Source organism: Desulfocastanea catecholica, from assembly GCF_054657295.1.
Map to the genome: position 1 here is coordinate 143,896 of NZ_BAAHYZ010000003.1, position 18,735 is coordinate 162,630.

The window sequence follows — 18,735 nt, forward strand, 5'->3', positions numbered from 1 at the left end:
CCATGGCCGCCAATGATGATATTTATTACAGGGAAGGTATAGTCGTTCCTGAAACCCCGGAAGGAGACAGCACCCCCGCCTTCTGGGAAAAAACCGAGGTGGTCGGCAAGCCTCTGCCGCGGGTCGACGCCTATGAGCGGGTCAGTGGTACGGCCCAGTACCCTTCGGACATTCTGCTGCCGGGTATGCTTTACGCGGCAATCCTGCGCAGCCCCCATCCACATGCCACGGTAAAAAAGCTCGATGTATCCGAGGCGGAAAAGATGCCGGGTGTGCGGGCAGTCCTGACCGGAGAATCCAGGGAAGCGAAAGACATCAAATGGAAATACCAGGACCGCGTGGTACCTCTTTTCGATCACCACTGCCGTTTTGAAGGAGAGGTGGTTGCAGCCGTTGCCGCCGACACCTGGTATCAGGCGAGCGATGCGGTAAGAGCAATCCAGGTGGAGTATGAGGTCCTGCCCTTCGTCGTTGACCATGAAAAATCCCTCGATAACGGTACGGTCAAGGTCGATAGTGGCGGCAATCTGCTGAAAGAGAGTAGGTATTCCCGGGGCGATGTGGACAAGGGCTTCAGTGAGGCCGATATCGTCCTGGAAGAGAGCTATCGCACCTCCGCCGAGCTGCATACACCGCTGGAGCTGCACGGCTGTGTGGCCAACTGGGATCGTGATCGATTGACCATATGGGAGTCGAGCCAGGGCGTGTATGCCGTGCAATCACGCATCGCCGAGGCGCTTGGACTGCCGCTGTCTAAAATCCGGGTATCCAATCATTATATGGGTGGCGGGTTCGGCAGTAAACTCCAGCCGGGAAAATATACCGCCATCTGTGCCCTGCTTGCTAAAAAATGTGCCAGGCCGGTAAAAATGCTCCTGTCCAGAGAGGAAACCTTTCTCTGCGTCGGCAACAGGCCGCCAAATACCATGCAGCTGAAGGCAGGGGTTAAAAAAGACGGGACCATAACCGCCTTGGATTTTGCCTGCAGTGGACCGAGCGGGGCCTATCCGGCCGGCGGCGCCCAGCTGGTCGACTGGCTGATCCGCGATCTGTATCTCTGCGCCAATGTCCGCACCACCAGCAGGGATGTGCTGATCAATGCCGGCCCGGCCCGGCCGTTTCGCGCCCCGGGCCACCCACAAGGCTCCTGGGCTCTGGAGCAGATGATGGATGAGCTTGCCCACAGGATCGGCATGGATCCGGTCGAATTCCGGCTGGGCAATATTCCGCAGAACAGTCAGGCCAGAGAGGGTACGCCGCCGTATACCACCACTGGACTGCGCCAGTGTCTGGAGAAGGGCGCAGAGGCGTTCCGATGGCAGGATTCCCTGCAGCAGGCCAGAGAGCATAACCAGCGCAATGCCTACATCAAGCGGGGTGTCGGCGCCGGCGCCTGTCTCTGGATAGCCGGAGACGGCGGGCCGCCATCAACTGTGATTGTCAAACTGTTTAAAGATGGTTCCGTCAATCTCAATATGGGCGCCAGTGACATCGGCACCGGTACCAAGACGGTGATGGCCCAGGTGGCCGCCGAGGAGCTGGGAGTTCATCCTTCAATTATCCAGATTGAACATGCCGATACGGCGACCACCCAGTTCGCCACTCCCAGCGGAGGCAGCAAGACCGTGCCGACCGAAGCGCCGACGGTACGCAATGCCGCCATTGCCCTGAAACAGGAGTTGAAGCGCATGGCTGCTGAAGATCTTGGCGTCGAGGTGGAACAGCTGCGATATATCGGCGATAAAATCGTCGCAAGAGATGACAGTTCCAAAGAAGTGCAGATTACCGAGATACGCGGCCTGCAGAAACGCGGCGAGGTCATCGGCGTGGGGTATCGCGGTGCTAACCCGGCAAACAAGGTGATCAATCCTTTTGCCGCCCAGTTTTGCGAACTCGAAGTCAATATGCGTACCGGCGAGGTGATGCTGCTCCGCTTTCTCGGTGCCCATGACAGCGGGCGTGTTCTCAACAGAGCTACCTTCGACAATCAGGTCTACGGCGGTATTGTCATGGGAATAGGCTTCGCCCTCACCGAATTCCGCCAGCTCGATGAAAATCAGACCGGCAAACTGTGCAACAGGAACTGGCACGATTACAAGCTGCCGACCGCGCTTGATGTACCGCTGAAAACCGTCAGTGTGCCAATCGAAATCGACGACCCCGAGGCCAATAACACCGGGGCCAAGGGACTGGGCGAGCCGGTTACCATCCCCACCGCCGCAGTCATTGCCAATGCGCTGTATATGGCCACCGGTATTCGTTTTACCAAGGCACCGGTCCTGCCAATGGATATAATCCGTGAACTTTCCAAAAAGAGAATGGGGTAAGCCATGCTGCCGAAATTTGCCTACATACGTCCCCTCAAGCTCGATGAGGCCATCAGCCAGCTGCGCCATGAGGGAGCTGCCGTGCATGCCGGCGGCACCGATCTGCTCGGCTGTCTTCGCGAACGAATAATAGACTGCCGGACGGTGGTGAGCATCAGCGGTCTCAAGGAGCTGAAGGGGATAAGAAAAACGACCAACGGCGGCCTGCAGATAGGGGCGCTGACCACCATTACCGAAATCAGTGAGAACAGCCTGGTGAAAGAAAACTTCCCGGGTCTGTCTCAGGGAGCCGCCGAAGTTGCCAGTCCGCAGCTGCGCAATCAGGGAACAATAGGCGGCAATCTCTGTCAGAAACCACGTTGCTGGTACTATCGCGGTGAATTTCCCTGCCTGCGCAAGGGTGGTGAGAAATGTTTCGCCTTAGGCGGGGAGAACCAGTTCCATGCCATCTTCGGACATGAGTATATCTGCGCGATCACCCATCCCTCGGATACTGCGCCGGTGCTGGTCGCCTGTGATGGCGTGGCGCATGTTGCCGGACCGGACGGCGCAAGGAAGATAGCCATTGCCGACCTTCATGTTCTGCCGCAAGACGATGTCGAGAAGGAGACCGTGCTCAAACAGGGCGAGATCATCACCCACATCACCATTCCTGCTCCGGCTGCCGGTCAATATTCCTCCTACAGGAAGATTCGGGCGAGAAAAGCCTGGGATTTTGCTCTGGCCGGGGTCGCTCTGATGCTTACCGCCGAAGGCGGGCGGATAACCAAGGCTGCCGTGGTGCTCTCCGGCGCGGCACCGATACCGTGGCGCAGCAGAGCGGCGGAGGAAGAGCTTACAAACAAACCGCTCAATGCGAAAACTATCACCAGCGCCGCCGCTGCGGCAATTGCCGATGCCGTCCCCCTGAGCAAAAACAGCTATAAAACGGCCATGTTTCAAGGTCTGCTTGAAGAGGAACTTGCCAAAGCGGGAGAAAAGATCGCCTCATGAATAAACAATCGGTAGGAACGGAACGGGTTTTTGAGGAGCTGGTGAAAAAGCAGCAGCGCCAGGAACCTTGCGCCCTGGTGCTGCTCGTTGAGGTCAAGGGTTCAGTGCCTGCCGCGGCCGGTGCCAAGATGGTGGTTTTTGCCAATGGCGAAATTGTCGGCACGGTGGGCGGCGGAACCATGGAGCGAGAAGCCATTGATGCCGCCCTGCTTGCCATGGAGAGAGGTGAGACGGTTCTCCTTCATGTTGATTTGTCGGCAGCGCCGGCCTATGTCTGCGGCGGCAGGGCGACCCTCTATATTGAACCGGTATTGCCCGCCAGCCGGTTGATCATCGCCGGTGCCGGTCATGTGGGCCAGGCCCTCTGTAAGACCGCGGCCACGGCGGGGTTCTCCGTGATAATCGTCGACGATCGTCCCGAATTCGCCGACCCCAAGCTGCTGCCCGAAGCCGCCCAGGTGATGACCAATGATTTCGAGACGCTTTTCGATCGGGTAGCGGTAAGCTTTTCCACCTCTATCGTCTGTGCAACCCGCGGGCATGCCCACGACTATACGGTCATCCGCCAGGCTCTGGCTACTCCGGCTGCCTATATCGGCCTGGTGGGCAGCCGCAGCAAACGCTCCTCTTTATTCAAGCGGCTGCAACAGGAGGAAGGGATCGGTGAAGAAGCGTTGACCAGGCTCTATACGCCGGTCGGTCTCGATATCGGGGCCCGTTCTCCGGCCGAGATAGCGGTGAGCATTACCGCCCAACTTATTCAGAAAAGGAACAGTCATGCGCGGCAAGACGGCGTTCATATTACTCGCAGCTGGGGCATCACGTCGCATGGGACGGATAAAGCAGCTGCTGCCGCTGCAGAATGAGCCGGCCCTGCTTTTTTGTTTAAACCGCATCCGTATGGCTGGAATCGACGATATAATTGTCGTGCTGGGCCATAATCGACAAAGGATTATGCCGTTTCTTGCCGATATGCCTGTTGCGGTTGCCGTCAACGATGCCCCTCTGAGCCAGATGGCCGATTCGGTACAGGCCGGTCTGGCCATTTTACCCGGCGGGGTTAGCGGCATTATGATCGGGCTTGCCGACCACCCGCTGGTTCGACCTTCCAGCTACAGGCTCCTGCTCGAGCAGCATCAACACCATCCACATCAGATCCTCATGCCGACCCATGCCGGTCGCGGCGGTCATCCCACACTCTTTCCCGCAGCGATTTTTTCTCCTGGTACGCCGATAAAGCCGATGAATCAAATCATTGCCGAGCATCAGAACAATGTACTGCGCCTGCCTGTCGATGATCCTGGAGTCTGCCTGGACATGGATCATTTCAGCGATTATCAGCTTCTTGCTTCCCTGGCCGCACAACAGAATACCGATACCCGAAAGACAATCAGTTCATAGTCCACGCTACCCGGACAAATATCCCCTAAACGTCAGCTGCGTTATTGCCTGGCAAGATAGAGTTCATTCAGGTTTCTCTGCCCCTTGGCCATCTTCCTCCGGTTTTTTTTCGCCGGCAGTCGGCGACAACGGAGCGACGATAACGAACTCGCCGCCAGGACCGCTGAAGATGCCGCTTTCCGGGCCTTCTTCCCGATTATTTCGCAGCTTGCCGTCAGGGGTGATGCCGGAACAGCCACTGCCGAGCAGTACCACAACAAAGGCTGTGATACACAGCAGCTGACACCTGCGCTTTTGAGAGCGGCCCATCAGAATTTCACCCGCGCGCCAATGGTGCCGACGTTGATGTCCTCGACATCAGCGGAGGCGTCACGATCCAGGGAGTATTGCCGGAACTGAAAATACAGCTCGGTGCCATAGTCGGCAAAACTCTGCACCATTGCCAAACCGATCGAGTAGCCTTCGTCACCATCAGCCGGTAAATTTTCCGAGATACCATAATCAACGCCGAAAGATGTCTTGCCGACCGAGAAGAAGGTTGTCTGCCAGCCGAGCTTGCCCCACACATTGTACGGGTCATCGTTCATATCGCTGTCCTTGGTACCGGCAGAGAAGGTGAAGTTCAAGCCGGTATCTTCATGCAGCACGGACAGGGAACCGTCATATTGATAATCGGCATCGGCAGTATTGATATAGACCACGGCTGCTGCCGCACCGGCTTTGAAACCGTAGCCGGAACCGCTCCAGCGAAGAGCGGTATCCCATCGACTGTCAGTGATCACCGAACCGGCGAGGCCGAACCCGTAGAAGGTGGGCAGATCATAACGCAGCCGAGTTTTGCGGCTCAGGCCATCAAAGTCATTAAACGCATCGGACACGGTGATGCCTGTCAATGCATCATCAGCCGAATCCCGAAATTTCATCCCCCCGGCAATATCAGCGTAGCTGGCATACTGGACCACGTCGGTACCGGACAGGTCAACCTCGGCGGTACCGTCGGAGGCGGTACTGCCCTTGCCTAAATACAGTGCGCCGTAACGCTTGCTCAAAAGAAAGAGTTCAGCGACACGTTCATCAAAAAAGTCCCCGGACTCCTGGTCTTTCTGGCTGACATCACCGGAATAGTTCGGTGCAAAGGCGATTTCAAATTTTGACCCCAGCGTCAGATCATCGTCAACCAGTGCAGTACCGACAAAGCGGAGACGGCTATTGGAGTTGGCATTGTCGACGAAGTAGACATCCGTCTCGTCTCCGTCATCAACAACATTCACGGCCCTGTTGATCTGCCCCGATACAGCAAGTTTTACCCGCTCTTGTCCCGAGGAAACGATTGGACCTTTACCGACCGTTGTCTGCACCGTCGATTTCGCCTCTTCAGCAACCGTCTTCGCCTCCTCGGCCTGGGTCTGGGCGGCCGTGGCCGTCTGCTGAAATTCGTCCACCTGTTTCTGGAGCTTGTGCAATTGCTTCTGCTGATCGACAAGCATCTGCTGCAGTTGCTCCAGGACCTGAGCGTCGACCATCACCTGTTTGCCTTCCGCCAGGTCAACCTGACACACCTGTCCGGCTATCAAGGCGACAAAGCACATGAGCAAAGCTCGTTTTTTCATGATCATTCTTTTCTCCTGTTTTTTCTGCCTGTTAATGAAATACCGATTCCACGTCTTCACATGGGCAAGCAATACCCATTTCCCCTGCCGAGACCACCTACGCAAACAACACATCGATTTATAGAGCGTATCTTTCCAACATGTTACCTGATCAATACAGAACCCGGCGTCTGACTTTAATCTAATCGAGCAAGATAAACGAGAATATGCTTTTTGCATATTGAAATGATAGATGCCCTTATGGCCGGGCAAAATTATTTTTAAGCACCAATTGACCTCTATCCCGAAATGAGCATCATTTAACGTTGGAGTGCTCCTTCCGAATATGGATATAACCGGCTCTTCCAGGAGGATTATAAGATGCAGCAAAACCCTCGTTCTTCACCTTCAATATCAGAGCGCCTGACAAAATGGTACAGGGATCGCCAGACGGAAACTCAGCTTATTGAATACCTGGTTGAAACCGTGGAACCAAAAATTCGAACTGTAAGCGGGTATCGCCGACGATTGCGCATCCCGTTGCGGATCTGCCTGCAGCACTGCAAGGCCATGGTGGCGCAAATCCCCGGACCAATCCATCTTACACGCTCCAATTACTATAGTGACCCGCTCATCAAAGCGGCTTTTGTCGGCTCGACAAAGATAGAGGATCTTCTGGCAAGCCCTGAGGCGCAAATGGTGCAGCACAACCGATCAGATGCTCAACGGTTCGCCCTGCTCACCATGACCAGCACGGAAAAGACGATATTTGGCCCTAAAAAACAGGGTGAGATGATTGTCGGTGACGCAGCGATGCAAACAATCACTTTTACCGACCACAAGATTGTTGGGCTGGGCGCAACGCTGGAATCCTCCCGAGATGAATTGGAAAAATTGAGTCTCGAGGTTATAGCCGAGGCTACCGCAGGACAGCTTGCCGCACGGAAATCGCACCTTGCCGAAGTACGTCATCAGCACGAGAGCCTGCGTGCCATGTCACGAATGTTCGGCGGTGGAAGCCGGGCCAGAAGTGTTTTTGGCGTTTATAATCTGGAAGAGCAGGAAAAACTTAAAAAGATCGAGCATCTCCTGAAAGAAACCGAGCTGGAGCTGGCTGCTGTCAGCAAGGAAATTGAAGCGCCAAAAGACCGGCTTGCCATGCTGGAAAGCTCCCTGAGTACACCGGAAAAAATACTGGCCATGCGCCGTATCTCACTTCGCCTGGATTGGAAGAATGTTATAACCCCTGATGCCGAAGAAGAAGCCCAGGCTTTTACCCTGGCGCATTTTTCACTCACCGACAAGTTGCAGCGTGAGGGCGTGCTCATTGCTTACGAGCAGCGATAAAATCAGACCTAGGCCTCTTCTCCCGCAACCATCATTACCTCGTCCTTCCCTGACTATTTTATACAACTACGTTTACAACTTTCGGGTGATGGCATTGCTGACTTTTAGAAGCATATTGGAGTGTAAATAAGGTCCGCCCGGTAATGATGGCATTGCTCTGTGTATGTGTCTTGCCAGAACAACAAATCTTAACAATTCGCCGTTGCAAAACAAAATATTTCAAGCTAATCTTGGATGATTTTCCTTTAATAACGAGATGATATGACAAGACAGCAAAGGAAAAACGAAACCGAATTGTCCAGCATGGAATCCAGAGGGAATGTATCCTTTGAATCTGCCGGTATCTATCGCATCCGCGTGCGAGGCCACATTGACGAAAGCCTCGCTGATCAATTGGGCGGCATGGTTATCACCAGAGCATTCACCTCCGAAAAAGATCCAATGACGATCTTAATTGGTCATCTAAGAGACCAAGCCGCTCTGTCCGGTGTCCTGAATGAATTATATGAGCTGCATCTGCCTTTGCTGACCGTGGAGTTATTGCCATAGCTTGCCGGAGGAATCGATGATGCTGAAAAATTTCATTTTAACAAAAATACCTTGTACCAATTTGCAGGTCAGTAGAGGAAAATAAAAGCAAAATCATAAAAACAACAATGAGGAGAGGATAATGAAGAAAATGATCGTTTTTAGTATCGCTGTGTGTATGACCTTTTTATTGACGCTTTCCGCGCATGCTGAAGAGAGTCTGGTGGAATCCGTACTCAATGGATGCAAAACCGAACTGGAGACCTATTGCAAGGATGTCACACCTGGCGAAAGCCGTGTTCTCGCCTGTCTCTATTCCCGGAGCGACAAATTGTCCGGCAAATGCGAGTATGCCCTGTATGATGCGGCCGTTCAGTTGGAACGTGCCGTGGCCGCATTATCATATCTGGTCAATGAGTGTGCGGATGATTTGAATAAGTTTTGTCAGGATGTACCCGCTGGAGAAGGCCGGTTGTTAGACTGTCTCGAGAAAAACGCCGCAGATATTTCAACACGCTGCAAGGATGCAATAAAAGAAACCGTATCGAAGGAATAGGTTTTTCCGGTGGCCATGTTGTCGCCGGGAATCGCTGAGAGAAACGGGTTATTTGCGGCGCCACTTGGTTGACTCAGCGATTGTTTTGTAAATATCAGCTCTGCTAGCTTTGTCAAGAGGGAGGACAGAATGGATGGACGTGCTCTAGATTATGTAGCTTTGGGGATTTTAATTTTTGTCTGTATTACCTTGGTCTACGCGGTCATCGGAATTCATGATATTCCCTACGAAATGGCGAAAAAAAGAAATCATCCCCACCAGGATGCGATCCATACTGCCGGATGGGTCAGTCTGTTCCTGATGCATGCGCTCTGGCCGTTTCTCTGGATCTGGGCAACCCTGTACCGACCTGACCGGGGGTGGGGTTTAAACCAGACTGCAGCCACTACGGAAAGTGCCGGAACCAGTTCACCGACGACGACTGCAGAGGCATTGCAGGAACGAATAACCGGCCTCGAACACGAGCTGACCATGCAACAAAAGGAATCAACAGCGACAATGACCAAACTCACCGAGCGTATCATTCAGCTTGAAAGGCAAATTGGCATGGAGGCAGAGAAATAAAATGGAACTCCTGTTAATCCTCACCTATCTTTCTCTCTGTTATGGGATCTTTAAGCTCTTCAAAATCCCTGTGAACAAATGGTCGCTGACCACAGTGGTTCTTGGCGGAGTCATCATGCTCGGAACTCTGCTGGGCGGTATGGCCTACTTTCACCCGGCATCACATTCGGCGCGATCATACTTTTTCACGACCCCGATCGTCTCCAATGTGCGCGGCAAAATTATCGAGGTCAACGCGGTCCCAAACGTTCCCTTACAAAAAGGCGATGTTCTCTGCAAAATTGATCCGGTTCCCTATCAGGCCAAGGTAGACAACCTCAAGTCCCAATTAAACCTTTCCCGGAAAAGGCTGCAGCAGAACCGGGCCTTGGTTGAGGCAAAGGCCGGGAGCAAGTTCGAAGTTGAGCGCTACGAGGCGGAGGTTCTCAGTCTCGAGGCGCAATTGGTCGACGCCCAGTTCGATCTCGACAGCACGACAATCATGGCGCCAACGAACGGTTTCATCACTCATTTGCGGCTGCGCCCCGGCATGATGGCAGTGCCGTTGCCGCTTGCGCCGATTATGACCTTCGTGCACAGCGATGATAGTATGTTCATTGCCGGCTTCAGTCAGCAGCCGATGCAAAATATCAAAGTCGGCAATGAGGCGGAAATCCTCTTCCCCGGTATTCCCGGCCGGATTTTTCCCGGCCGGGTTGCCCAGATCATAGATGTTCTTGCAGAAGGGCAATTGGCTCCTTCCGCTTCGATGGTGAAGCTTTCATCAAATTACCCCGAAGGCACAATTATGGTGCGCATCGAATTTACCAAGGACATGTCCAGCTATTACCTGCCGGAAGGCAGTATCGGAACCGTCGCCGTCTACAGTAAGCGCTGGCACCACGTGACAATTCTCCGTAAAATCTTGCTGCGCATGGCCAGCTGGCAGAATTTCGCGAGATTCCACTAAGCGCACCGTTGTGAAAAAATAACATGGCCGGTGGAATGCCCGGAACACACTATTACCTAGGATCAGGATTACTTATGAACCAAAAATATATAATCGGACTTCTGTTTACCGGCTGCTGTCTGCTGTTGAGCGGTTGTGCCGGCAAGATAGCCAGTCATGAAGAAGCTGTTGAGGGGATCACCGCCGGAAAAAGCGACGCGAAGCTGGTCGCGCAACAGTGGTCGTCTGGTGAATCCACCGGCCTGGTCGACGACGGATGGCTGAAGAGCTTCCAGGATCCCCAGCTGTCTGCCCTGGTCGATGAGGCGGAAAAGAACAACTTCGGACTGAAAATCGCCGCTGCCCAGGTCGAACAGGCCAGTGCGCTTGCCGTCAAGGCGGGTGCCGCTCTAAAACCGACAGTTGGCCTTTCCGGCGGATATGCCGGTCGTGACACCGAGGCCCTGAGCGAACTCTACGGAGGGAGCCTGGCTGTCTCCTGGGAGGCCGACGTCTGGGGTCGAATACGCTCAGGTGTGGCGGGTGCGGAAGAGACTCTGGCGGCAACCCGTTCCGACTTTGAATTTGCCCGGCAATCCCTGGCGGCAACGACGGCCAACGCCTGGTTCTTTGCGATCAGCAGCAAACTGCTCGCCGACACTAGTAACGAGATAGTCGAATTACTGCAGGAAAGTGTGCGCATTGTCGAAAGCAAAGAGACCATTGGTCAAGGCACCATGACCGATGTGCACCTCGGCCGGGCAGAGCTGGCCACCGCCCAGGAAGCCGCTCGGCAGACCTTGTCCGCCGAAGAAAACGCCAAGCGCAGTCTGGAGTTACTGCTTGGTCGCTACCCTTCGGCACAGATCGAGACAACCAAGACGCTCGTCGCCGTGCCGCCACCGGTGAGCGCCGGTATCCCGTCGGAGTTACTTGAGCGGCGCCCTGATCTGATCGCCGCCGAACAGCAGGTAGCCGCCGCCTTCTACCGACAGAAAGAGGCGGAACTCCTTAAATTACCGAGATTCTCTTTCTCCATTGGGCTGAGCCTGAATAATCTGACAGATGCCGCCAGCAGCCTTGCCGCCGGCGTGTTCGCACCGCTCTACACCGGCGGTGCTCTCGAGGCGGATATTGCAAGAGCCACGGCAGAACAGAACGAGGCCATTGCCGCCTACGCCCAGACCGCTTTGCAGGCCTTCAAGGAAGTGGAAACAGCACTGGCCAACGAAGAGCATCTGATGAAACAAGAGGAGTATTTACAGACGGTGGTGTCGGAGAACTACCAGGCCTATGATTCGCTGAAAACGCAGTATGAAATAGGCGTGGCTGAATATCTCGATGTATTGACGGTGCAGAACAAATGGATCCAGGCCAGAATCGCCCTGATCAACACCTCGACGCAACGGTTGCTCAACCGAGTGCAGCTGCACCTGGCCCTTGGCGGAAGTTTTGAAGAGTCGGTGCAGAGTTAAGCCATTGTATACTATGGCCAACTGTACATTCGGTACGGCCCCTCGGCTGATCACCGGTACTGCAATAGGTCCTGTAAGAGGTCCTGAGGAGGATGACAATGGATCAGCCGACAAAGAAAAATAAGTTGTTCGCAGCAGCGTCCGGGACACTCCGTCTTGATACCTTTGCAGGACTTACCGCAGCGACTGTCGTACTGCCTAAGGCCATGGCCTACGCAACCGTCGCCGGGCTGCCGGTCGAAGTCGGCCTGTATACCGCCTTCCTGCCGATGGCCATTTATGCGCTCCTCGGCACATCACGGGTACTCAGCGTCAGTTCTACGACAACCCTGGCCATCCTGACTGGTACACAACTGGCATTAACCGTTCCGGATGGCGATCCGGTGCGGTTAATGACGGCGGCGGCAACACTGACCTTACTCGTTGGCGTTATACTTGTACTGGCATCTTTGTTGCGCCTCGGTTTCGTGGCAAACTTCATCTCAACCCCAGTCCTCACAGGGTTTAAGGCCGGAATTGGTCTCGTCATCGTCTTTGATCAAATCCCCAAACTGCTTGGTCTTCATATCGAAAAAGAAGGTTTTTTCCGTGATATAGTCTCCCTGCTCCAGCATCTGCCGGATACCTCAATGCTCACTCTTCTGATAGCAATAATCACCCTATCGGTTCTGATCGGCTTCGAGCGGTTTTTCAAGCACTCGCCCGCCCCATTGATTGCTATTGGCATCTGTCTGTTCTTATCCTGGATGTTTGATCTGCAGAACAGTGGTGTCTCGACAATAGGTAGAATACCGCAGGGGTTGCCGGCCCTGATTTTGCCGGATCTTATACTGATTGGACAACTTGCCCCAGGGGCGCTGGGCATCGCGCTGATGAGTTATACCGAAACGATTGCGGCAGGGAGGGCTTTTTGTCTGCAGAGTGATTCTCCCATTCGGCCCAACCGGGAACTCATTGCGACGGGAATGGCCAATATAGGCGGGGCTATTATGGGCGCAATGCCGGCCGGCGGCGGTACCTCGCAAACAGCGGTTGTCCGAGCCGTCGGAGGACGTTCACAAATTGCTTCCTTGGTAACAGCGGCAATCGCAGTGGCGACAATGCTGCTGTTTGCACCGCTCCTCGGTCTGTTGCCGCATGCGACACTTGCCGCGGTGGTGATCGTCTACTCGGTGGGTCTGATTCAACCCGGCGAGTTTGCTGCAATTCGCCGGGTTCGAACAATGGAGTTTCGCTGGGCTTTTTTAGCCTGTATCGGTGTCCTCATCTGGGGCACCCTGCAAGGCATCGTCGTGGCGATCATCGTCTCTCTCATCGGCCTTGCCGGCCAGACCACTCACCCCCGGGTATCGGTTATCGGCCGTAAGCGAGGCACCGATATCCTCCGACCGCTTACTCCTGCGCATACAGATGATGAGACATTTGACGAGCTTCTGATCCTGCGGCCGGAAGGCCGGATCTTCTTTATTAATGCCCAGAACACCGGCGAAAAAATGCGCCAATTGATCGCCGAATATAAGCCCCGTGTGGTGGTGCTGGATATGAGCCGGGTAATTGACATTGAATATTCCGCACTGCAGATGCTCATTGAAGGAGAAAAATCCACCATGAAAAATGGTTTCACCTTGTGGCTTGCCGGATTAAATCCTGATGTGCTCACGGTCGTCCGCCGGTCTGGTCTTGCCGATCAGCTCGGCGAAAATCGCCTTCTGGTCAATGCACGGGAGGCTATCAAACAATTTCAGGCTGGGCCGGACCTCTCTGCCGCCACATCACCAGGTACAAAGGAGCAATTATGACGAAGAAGAAAAAGAAAGGATCGGGTGTTGTTGCCAAGGAAAATAGTTCCCAAAAGCTCAGCAAAAAGACCTACGAAAAAAAGCTGCTGGAACTGCAGGGAGAACTCTGTGCTTTGCAGGAATGGGTGAAAGCCACTGGCCAGAGAGTGATAATTATTTTTGAAGGTCGAGATGCCGCCGGCAAAGGCGGCTGTATCAAGGCTATCACCCAGAGGGTCAGCCCGAGGGTGTTCCAGGTTGTCGCTTTACCCGCGCCGACGGAACGTGAAAAAACCCAGATGTTCATCCAACGCTACATCACCCACTTTCCTGCAGCCGGTGAGATAACCATCTTCGACCGCAGCTGGTATAACAGAGCCGGAGTGGAATACGTGATGGGCTTTTGCAGCAAGGAGGAACACAGCAATTTTCTCGAGTTGTGTCCTTTTGTCGAAAAGCAGATAGTTCGCACGGGAATCATCCTGCTCAAATACTGGCTTGAAGTCAGCGATGAAGAACAGGAACGGCGATTCAAAGCACGAATTAATGACCCGGTTCGTCAGTGGAAACTGTCGCCCATGGATCTGCCGTCCCGTGAACGCTGGTATGAGTACTCAAAAGCGCGGGATTTGATGTTGCAGGCGACGGATACTGATTTTGCACCGTGGCATATCGTTCGTTCAAATGACAAAAAGAGGGCACGCTTGAATTTAATAAGCCATCTGCTTGAACACATTCCGTATGAAACCATACCGGCAAAAAAAGTAAAGCTGCCCAAACGTTCTCAGAAAGAAGCGTATGATGACGAGGCAACCATGATGGAACGACATTGGATCGAAGAGAAATTCTGAGCCCTTGATCGATGCAGCGAATTTCTCTTCTCGCTGCATGCCGTAAGAGAACTTTAAGCGGCTGCGGTAGCAGCACCTTACGAAATATTTATGCAGTTTTGTCCACGTTGACCTGGGTGTGACTGACATTTTTCTTGAAGGAAAAATACTATGACCAGAAATATCGTTATCCTTGCTGCCTTTATTAGCGGATTATTGAGCGTCGCTGCTGCCGGCGCGGCAGAACCTCAATGGATGCAGACAAAATCCAGGGAGCTGGTTGACCGGGCACGGGCCGAAACAAAACACATCTCCATCCAGGAACTGAAACAGGCCATAGATGATGAGGCAGATGTGGTTATTCTGGATGTCCGCACTCCGAAAGAATATGAAGTCGCGCATATTCCTGAATCTATCAATGCCCCAAGAGGGCTGCTTGAATTCTCCATATGGTCTCTCGTTCCGGATCAGCAGGAGACGATATATGTCTATTGCAAGACGGGGGCGCGAGCGGCACTGGCGACGAAACTCCTCAACGACCTTGGGTATACGAAGGCCATTGCCGTGGACACCGGCGGTGCGGAATGGGTAAAAGCCGGCTACCCGGTGCAGACTTCCATTTCCGATGAGACCTTGATATTGCAGCCTGGCCCTCAATGACCATCGATAATACCGCTTGATATATGTTCCCATGGTGGTCACAGAATTGCTGATCATGATACTTTTGATTGTCATCCTAAGCTGGATTTTGATCTCTACTTAGAGAATGTACTACCCGTTATTGGTCTTGGCGCAGGAGTCTTGCTCAGTAGCATGAGCGAGGAAGAAATGCGTAAAACACGCTAAACGTTGAAGGAGATACGATGTTGAAACAATTCTATCTATTACTGAGTGCCTGTATCTGCCTGCTGCTGGGGTGCAGCATGGCGATTGCTTATGATTATCCATTAACCGACCGCTATGCCGCGACGGTAATTGGTACACCCGAGGAATTTGCCGCGGTTTTGCCAAAAGACATTCCCACTAAGGTCGACACAATCAAAATGTTTCCGGAGCGCACGGTTCCCGATGTGCTATGGAACATGGACGAGCTCTACTATTCCTACCAGCAGCAGGACGGCCCGGCACCTCTGATCTTCCTGGTAGCCGGAACAGGAGCCAGCTATAAAAGTGCAAAGATGCAGCAAATGCAGCAGGCCTTCTATCATGCGGGGTTTAACGTAGTCTCGCTGTCGTCACCGACCCACCCGAATTTTATTGTCTCGGCGTCCACCAGCGGCGTGCCGGGTCATCTGCAGGAAGACTCCGCCGACCTGTACAATGTCATGAAGGCGATCTGGCAGAAACTGCAGGGCAAGATGAACGTGACGGAATTTTATCTGACCGGCTACAGCCTCGGTGCTGCCCAGTCGGCCTTCATCTCCCAGATCGACGAGCATGAAAAGGCATTCAACTTTAAGAAAGTACTGATGATCAATCCGCCGGCCAGTCTCTACAATTCAGTGGTGATTTTTGATGAGATGCTGGAGAATAATATCCCCGGTGGTCTTGAGAACTTTAACGATTTCTATAAACGGGTGATAAAGGCGTTTAGCGAAACCTACAAACATGGTGACAAAATCGAGTTCAACGATCAATTCCTCTATGAAGTATACAAGTACAAAAAGCCGCAAAGTGACGACCCCCTAGAGGCACTGATTGGTTTAAGCTTCCGGATTTCTTCCGAAAACATGGTTTTTGCCAGCGATGTCATGACCAAGGCCGGCTACGTTGTTCCCAAGGGCCTTGAACTCAAACGGCATGATCATATTACCCCGTATTTAAAAGTACTCTCGAGGCTGACATTTATCGATTATTTCGAGGGTGTTTTCATGCCTCACTTCAAGGCTCTTGACCCGAGTGTTACCGAGTCGGATATGATCGGGCAGCTCAGTCTGCGTTCGATTGAGAATTACCTGCGCAGCTCATCAAAAATAGGAATGATTCATAATGCAGACGATATCATCATGCGCCCAGGAGAGATCGATTACCTGCGGGACGTTTTCGGCAGCCGTGCAACGATTTACCCACACGGCGGCCACTGCGGTAACATGGCTTACCCGGACAACGTTGAAGCCATGATCGGATTTTTCCAGACCACTCAACAGAATTAATGGAGGCGATGACCATGATGATATCGAACAACAGGACCATACGTATGGCCTTTTTCTCCTTGGCCCTGGCGGCAGTACTGTTTTCTGCAGGCTGTGCCACCCAGCAAACCATCAACCTTGAGCCGCCGCTGCACACACCTGAGAATACTCTCAAGGAGGATGTGGAGTACGCGGTGGACGTCTATGATCCGCTGGAAGGAATGAACAGGAGGATTTATACCTTCAACTATTATTTCGACAAATTTATCTACCTGCCGGTGGTAAATACCTACGCATTCATCACTCCGGACTATGTCGAGGACCGGGTGTCCAATTTTGTTGATAATATTTTCGAATTCAATAACTTCACCAATAATCTATTGCAGTTGAAGTTTGAGGCCACCGGGATCACACTGGGCCGTTTCCTGGTCAACACCACTATCGGTATCGCCGGTCTGTGGGATCCGGCTACCAGCATGGGTCTGACGCGTCAGCCTGAGGATTTTGGCCAGACACTTGGGCACTATGGAGTTGGTAATGGACCGTATATTGTACTGCCGATCTTCGGCCCTTCGAATCTTCGTGATACCACCGGCCTGATTACCGATACCGTGGCATTCAGCGTTGCTGGACCACCGGCATGGGTAGACGATGATGACACGACCCTGATCTTCAATGTTGTTACCGCAGTCGACACGCGGCATCGTCAGTCATTCCGATACTATAAGACCGGCTCGCCGTTTGAATATGAAATGATTCGTATGTTGTATGTTGCCAAGCGGGATATTGAGATCGACAAGTAGCAGCTCGTCAACAGACATCCCTATAAGGCTTTACAATCAATTTTCCTGAAGAGAAATAGATTTCTCTCGCATATGGACACATAACAACTAAAAAGAGGTGAAAAAATGAAAAAGCTATTTGTTTTGATAATGGGATTGTTGTTTCTTTCTTCCTGTGCCGGGAACACCCCAAAAGTGCAACAGGACTCGGTGTTTCTTGGGGAATACTACCAGAAATTACAACCCGGTACTGAAGAAACCGATCCTAAACTCATGTGGATGAAGCCGGGGGTTGACTACAAAATGTATGATAAGATTATGGTCGATTATGTGATTTTCGCCTTTGCCGAGGATTCCGAATACAAGGGAATCGATGCGAATGAGTTGAAAGAACTCGCAGATTCCGCTTCCGAGGTATTTGTCAAAACGATTGGGAAGGATTTTCCGGTAGTTTCCGAACCGGCACCGGATGTACTTCGCGTTCGTGTTGCCATAACCGACCTGAAGCAGAGCAGCCCGGGCCTGAGTGCCGTAACGACCATTGTCCCTGTTGGTCTGGCAGTCAGCCTCGTCAAAAAAGGATCAAGTGATTCCTGGACCGGTTCAGGAGCGACAACCGCGGAAATGCTGGTTCTCGACTCTATGTCCAACGAAGTTCTCGCTGCCGGACAAGACACCCTCCAGGCAGAGTTTGAGGACAGATTCTCCAAATGGGGATCTGCGGAAGAAGCCTTTACCTTCTGGGCCGAGAGATTTACCAAAAGACTCAATACGTTGTTGAACTAAGGGAACCGCTTCGGTCGGTGGCAAATTGGCACCGCCAACAAAAAACCGACCGAAGGAAAAAAGGCGTCAATATATGGAGACAACATGCCCAAAATGTCAGACAAAACATGGAAAAGGAGATTTCACATGGAGACACAAACCTTAGGATATATCATGAAAAGAGCAATTCAGATGCCAATCGTGTTGTTGCTGGCAGTCTTCGTTCTGACCTGTCCCCGGATGTCGCAGGCCGCGACTGCCGCAGAGATCAACCATGATGTGGACGGTGCCTTACAGTCTTTGTACCAAACCGCGCCAGCTGCCAAAGACTTGGCTGAGGTTGCCACAGGCATTTTAGTATTTCCCAATATAATCAAAGGTGGTTTGGGCATTGGTGGTCAATATGGCGAGGGTGCGTTGCGGGAAAACGGCAAAACCACCGGCTATTACAGAACCATGGCGGCATCATATGGTTTGCAGGCGGGAGTACAAACCTTCGGGTACGCACTTTTCTTCATCGGCGATGAAAGTTTGGCTTATCTCAAAAAGAGCAAAGGGTGGGAGCTTGGCGTTGGGCCCAGTTTAGTTGTTGTGGATAAAGGAACGGCGACCTCACTCACCACCAGCACCATCAAAGCAGGCATCTATGCTTTTATCTTCAAACAGAAGGGGTTGATGGCCGGTATCGGCATTCAGGGCAGCAAGATTACGCAGATAACACCAGATAACTAAGCTTTTAG

19 protein-coding genes are annotated in these 18,735 nt (G+C 52.8%); 17 read left to right on the top strand and 2 right to left on the bottom strand.

Annotated elements, in window-relative coordinates:
• Positions 1–2 precede the first annotated feature (2 nt).
• The 4 genes from ACYQ8U_RS03985 to ACYQ8U_RS04000 are packed head-to-tail and all read left to right on the top strand — an operon-like array spanning position 3 to position 4,721.
• Positions 3–2,327 carry a xanthine dehydrogenase family protein molybdopterin-binding subunit gene (locus ACYQ8U_RS03985; protein WP_459944221.1) on the top strand — a complete coding sequence of 775 codons (2,325 nt, stop codon included), beginning with the start codon at positions 3–5 and terminating at the stop codon, positions 2,325–2,327.
• A gap of 3 nt (positions 2,328–2,330) precedes the next feature.
• Positions 2,331–3,320, top strand: a complete 990-nt coding sequence (locus tag ACYQ8U_RS03990; RefSeq protein ID WP_459944222.1) for an FAD binding domain-containing protein — start codon at positions 2,331–2,333, stop codon at positions 3,318–3,320.
• A complete protein-coding gene (locus tag ACYQ8U_RS03995; protein ID WP_459944223.1) occupies positions 3,317–4,186 on the top strand; it encodes an XdhC family protein in 870 nt (289 codons plus the stop codon). The genes ACYQ8U_RS03990 and ACYQ8U_RS03995 overlap by 4 nt, the downstream gene beginning before the upstream one ends.
• On the top strand, positions 4,149–4,721 hold the full coding sequence (locus tag ACYQ8U_RS04000) for a nucleotidyltransferase family protein (RefSeq protein WP_459944224.1): 573 nt from the start codon (positions 4,149–4,151) through the stop codon (positions 4,719–4,721). The genes ACYQ8U_RS03995 and ACYQ8U_RS04000 overlap by 38 nt, the downstream gene beginning before the upstream one ends.
• Positions 4,722–4,784: 63 nt before the next feature.
• Here ACYQ8U_RS04000 and ACYQ8U_RS04005 read toward each other — a convergent pair whose 3' ends face one another.
• On the bottom strand, positions 4,785–5,030 hold the full coding sequence (locus tag ACYQ8U_RS04005) for a hypothetical protein (RefSeq protein WP_459944225.1): 246 nt from the start codon (positions 5,028–5,030) through the stop codon (positions 4,785–4,787).
• Positions 5,030–6,331 carry a porin gene (locus ACYQ8U_RS04010; protein ID WP_459944226.1) on the bottom strand — a complete coding sequence of 434 codons (1,302 nt, stop codon included), beginning with the start codon at positions 6,329–6,331 and terminating at the stop codon, positions 5,030–5,032. Before ACYQ8U_RS04010 ends, ACYQ8U_RS04005 begins: the two co-directional genes overlap by 1 nt.
• A gap of 360 nt (positions 6,332–6,691) precedes the next feature.
• On the opposite strand from ACYQ8U_RS04010, the gene ACYQ8U_RS04015 reads away from it, so the two are divergent.
• From ACYQ8U_RS04015 to ACYQ8U_RS04075, 13 genes are all read left to right on the top strand, one after another.
• The gene (locus ACYQ8U_RS04015; RefSeq protein WP_459944227.1) at positions 6,692–7,657 is read left to right on the top strand and encodes a hypothetical protein; all 966 of its coding nucleotides are present in this window, start codon (positions 6,692–6,694) and stop codon (positions 7,655–7,657) included.
• 261 nt (positions 7,658–7,918) lie between these two features.
• The gene (locus tag ACYQ8U_RS04020) at positions 7,919–8,206 is read left to right on the top strand and encodes a hypothetical protein (protein WP_459944228.1); all 288 of its coding nucleotides are present in this window, start codon (positions 7,919–7,921) and stop codon (positions 8,204–8,206) included.
• 121 nt (positions 8,207–8,327) lie between these two features.
• A complete protein-coding gene (locus ACYQ8U_RS04025; RefSeq protein WP_459944229.1) occupies positions 8,328–8,741 on the top strand; it encodes a cysteine rich repeat-containing protein in 414 nt (137 codons plus the stop codon).
• Between the two features lie 129 nt (positions 8,742–8,870).
• Entirely contained in the window at positions 8,871–9,305 is a 435-nt protein-coding gene (locus ACYQ8U_RS04030) for a DUF3302 domain-containing protein (RefSeq protein ID WP_459944230.1), read from the top strand.
• Between the two features lies 1 nt (position 9,306).
• A complete protein-coding gene (locus ACYQ8U_RS04035) occupies positions 9,307–10,254 on the top strand; it encodes an HlyD family secretion protein (RefSeq protein ID WP_459944231.1) in 948 nt (315 codons plus the stop codon).
• Positions 10,255–10,328: 74 nt separating this feature from the next.
• Positions 10,329–11,708: a TolC family protein gene (locus ACYQ8U_RS04040; RefSeq protein WP_459944232.1), complete on the top strand. Its 1,380-nt coding sequence runs from the start codon at positions 10,329–10,331 to the stop codon at positions 11,706–11,708.
• 98 nt (positions 11,709–11,806) lie between these two features.
• Entirely contained in the window at positions 11,807–13,507 is a 1,701-nt protein-coding gene (locus ACYQ8U_RS04045; RefSeq protein WP_459944233.1) for a SulP family inorganic anion transporter, read from the top strand.
• Positions 13,504–14,337 (top strand): polyphosphate kinase 2, encoded by an 834-nt coding sequence (gene ppk2, locus ACYQ8U_RS04050; RefSeq protein ID WP_459944234.1) that lies wholly within the window; start codon positions 13,504–13,506, stop codon positions 14,335–14,337. The genes ACYQ8U_RS04045 and ppk2 overlap by 4 nt, the downstream gene beginning before the upstream one ends.
• Before the next feature lie 150 nt (positions 14,338–14,487).
• Complete coding sequence (locus ACYQ8U_RS04055; RefSeq protein WP_459944235.1) at positions 14,488–14,976, top strand: rhodanese-like domain-containing protein; 489 nt, start codon at positions 14,488–14,490, stop codon at positions 14,974–14,976.
• Between the two features lie 203 nt (positions 14,977–15,179).
• Positions 15,180–16,469: an alpha/beta fold hydrolase family protein gene (locus tag ACYQ8U_RS04060; RefSeq protein WP_459944236.1), complete on the top strand. Its 1,290-nt coding sequence runs from the start codon at positions 15,180–15,182 to the stop codon at positions 16,467–16,469.
• A gap of 14 nt (positions 16,470–16,483) precedes the next feature.
• A complete protein-coding gene (locus tag ACYQ8U_RS04065; protein WP_459944237.1) occupies positions 16,484–17,251 on the top strand; it encodes an MlaA family lipoprotein in 768 nt (255 codons plus the stop codon).
• 105 nt (positions 17,252–17,356) lie between these two features.
• Positions 17,357–18,016 (top strand): DUF3313 domain-containing protein, encoded by a 660-nt coding sequence (locus tag ACYQ8U_RS04070; RefSeq protein ID WP_459944238.1) that lies wholly within the window; start codon positions 17,357–17,359, stop codon positions 18,014–18,016.
• Between the two features lie 171 nt (positions 18,017–18,187).
• Positions 18,188–18,727, top strand: a complete 540-nt coding sequence (locus ACYQ8U_RS04075) for a lipid-binding SYLF domain-containing protein (protein ID WP_459944369.1) — start codon at positions 18,188–18,190, stop codon at positions 18,725–18,727.
• Positions 18,728–18,735: the final 8 nt, after the last annotated feature.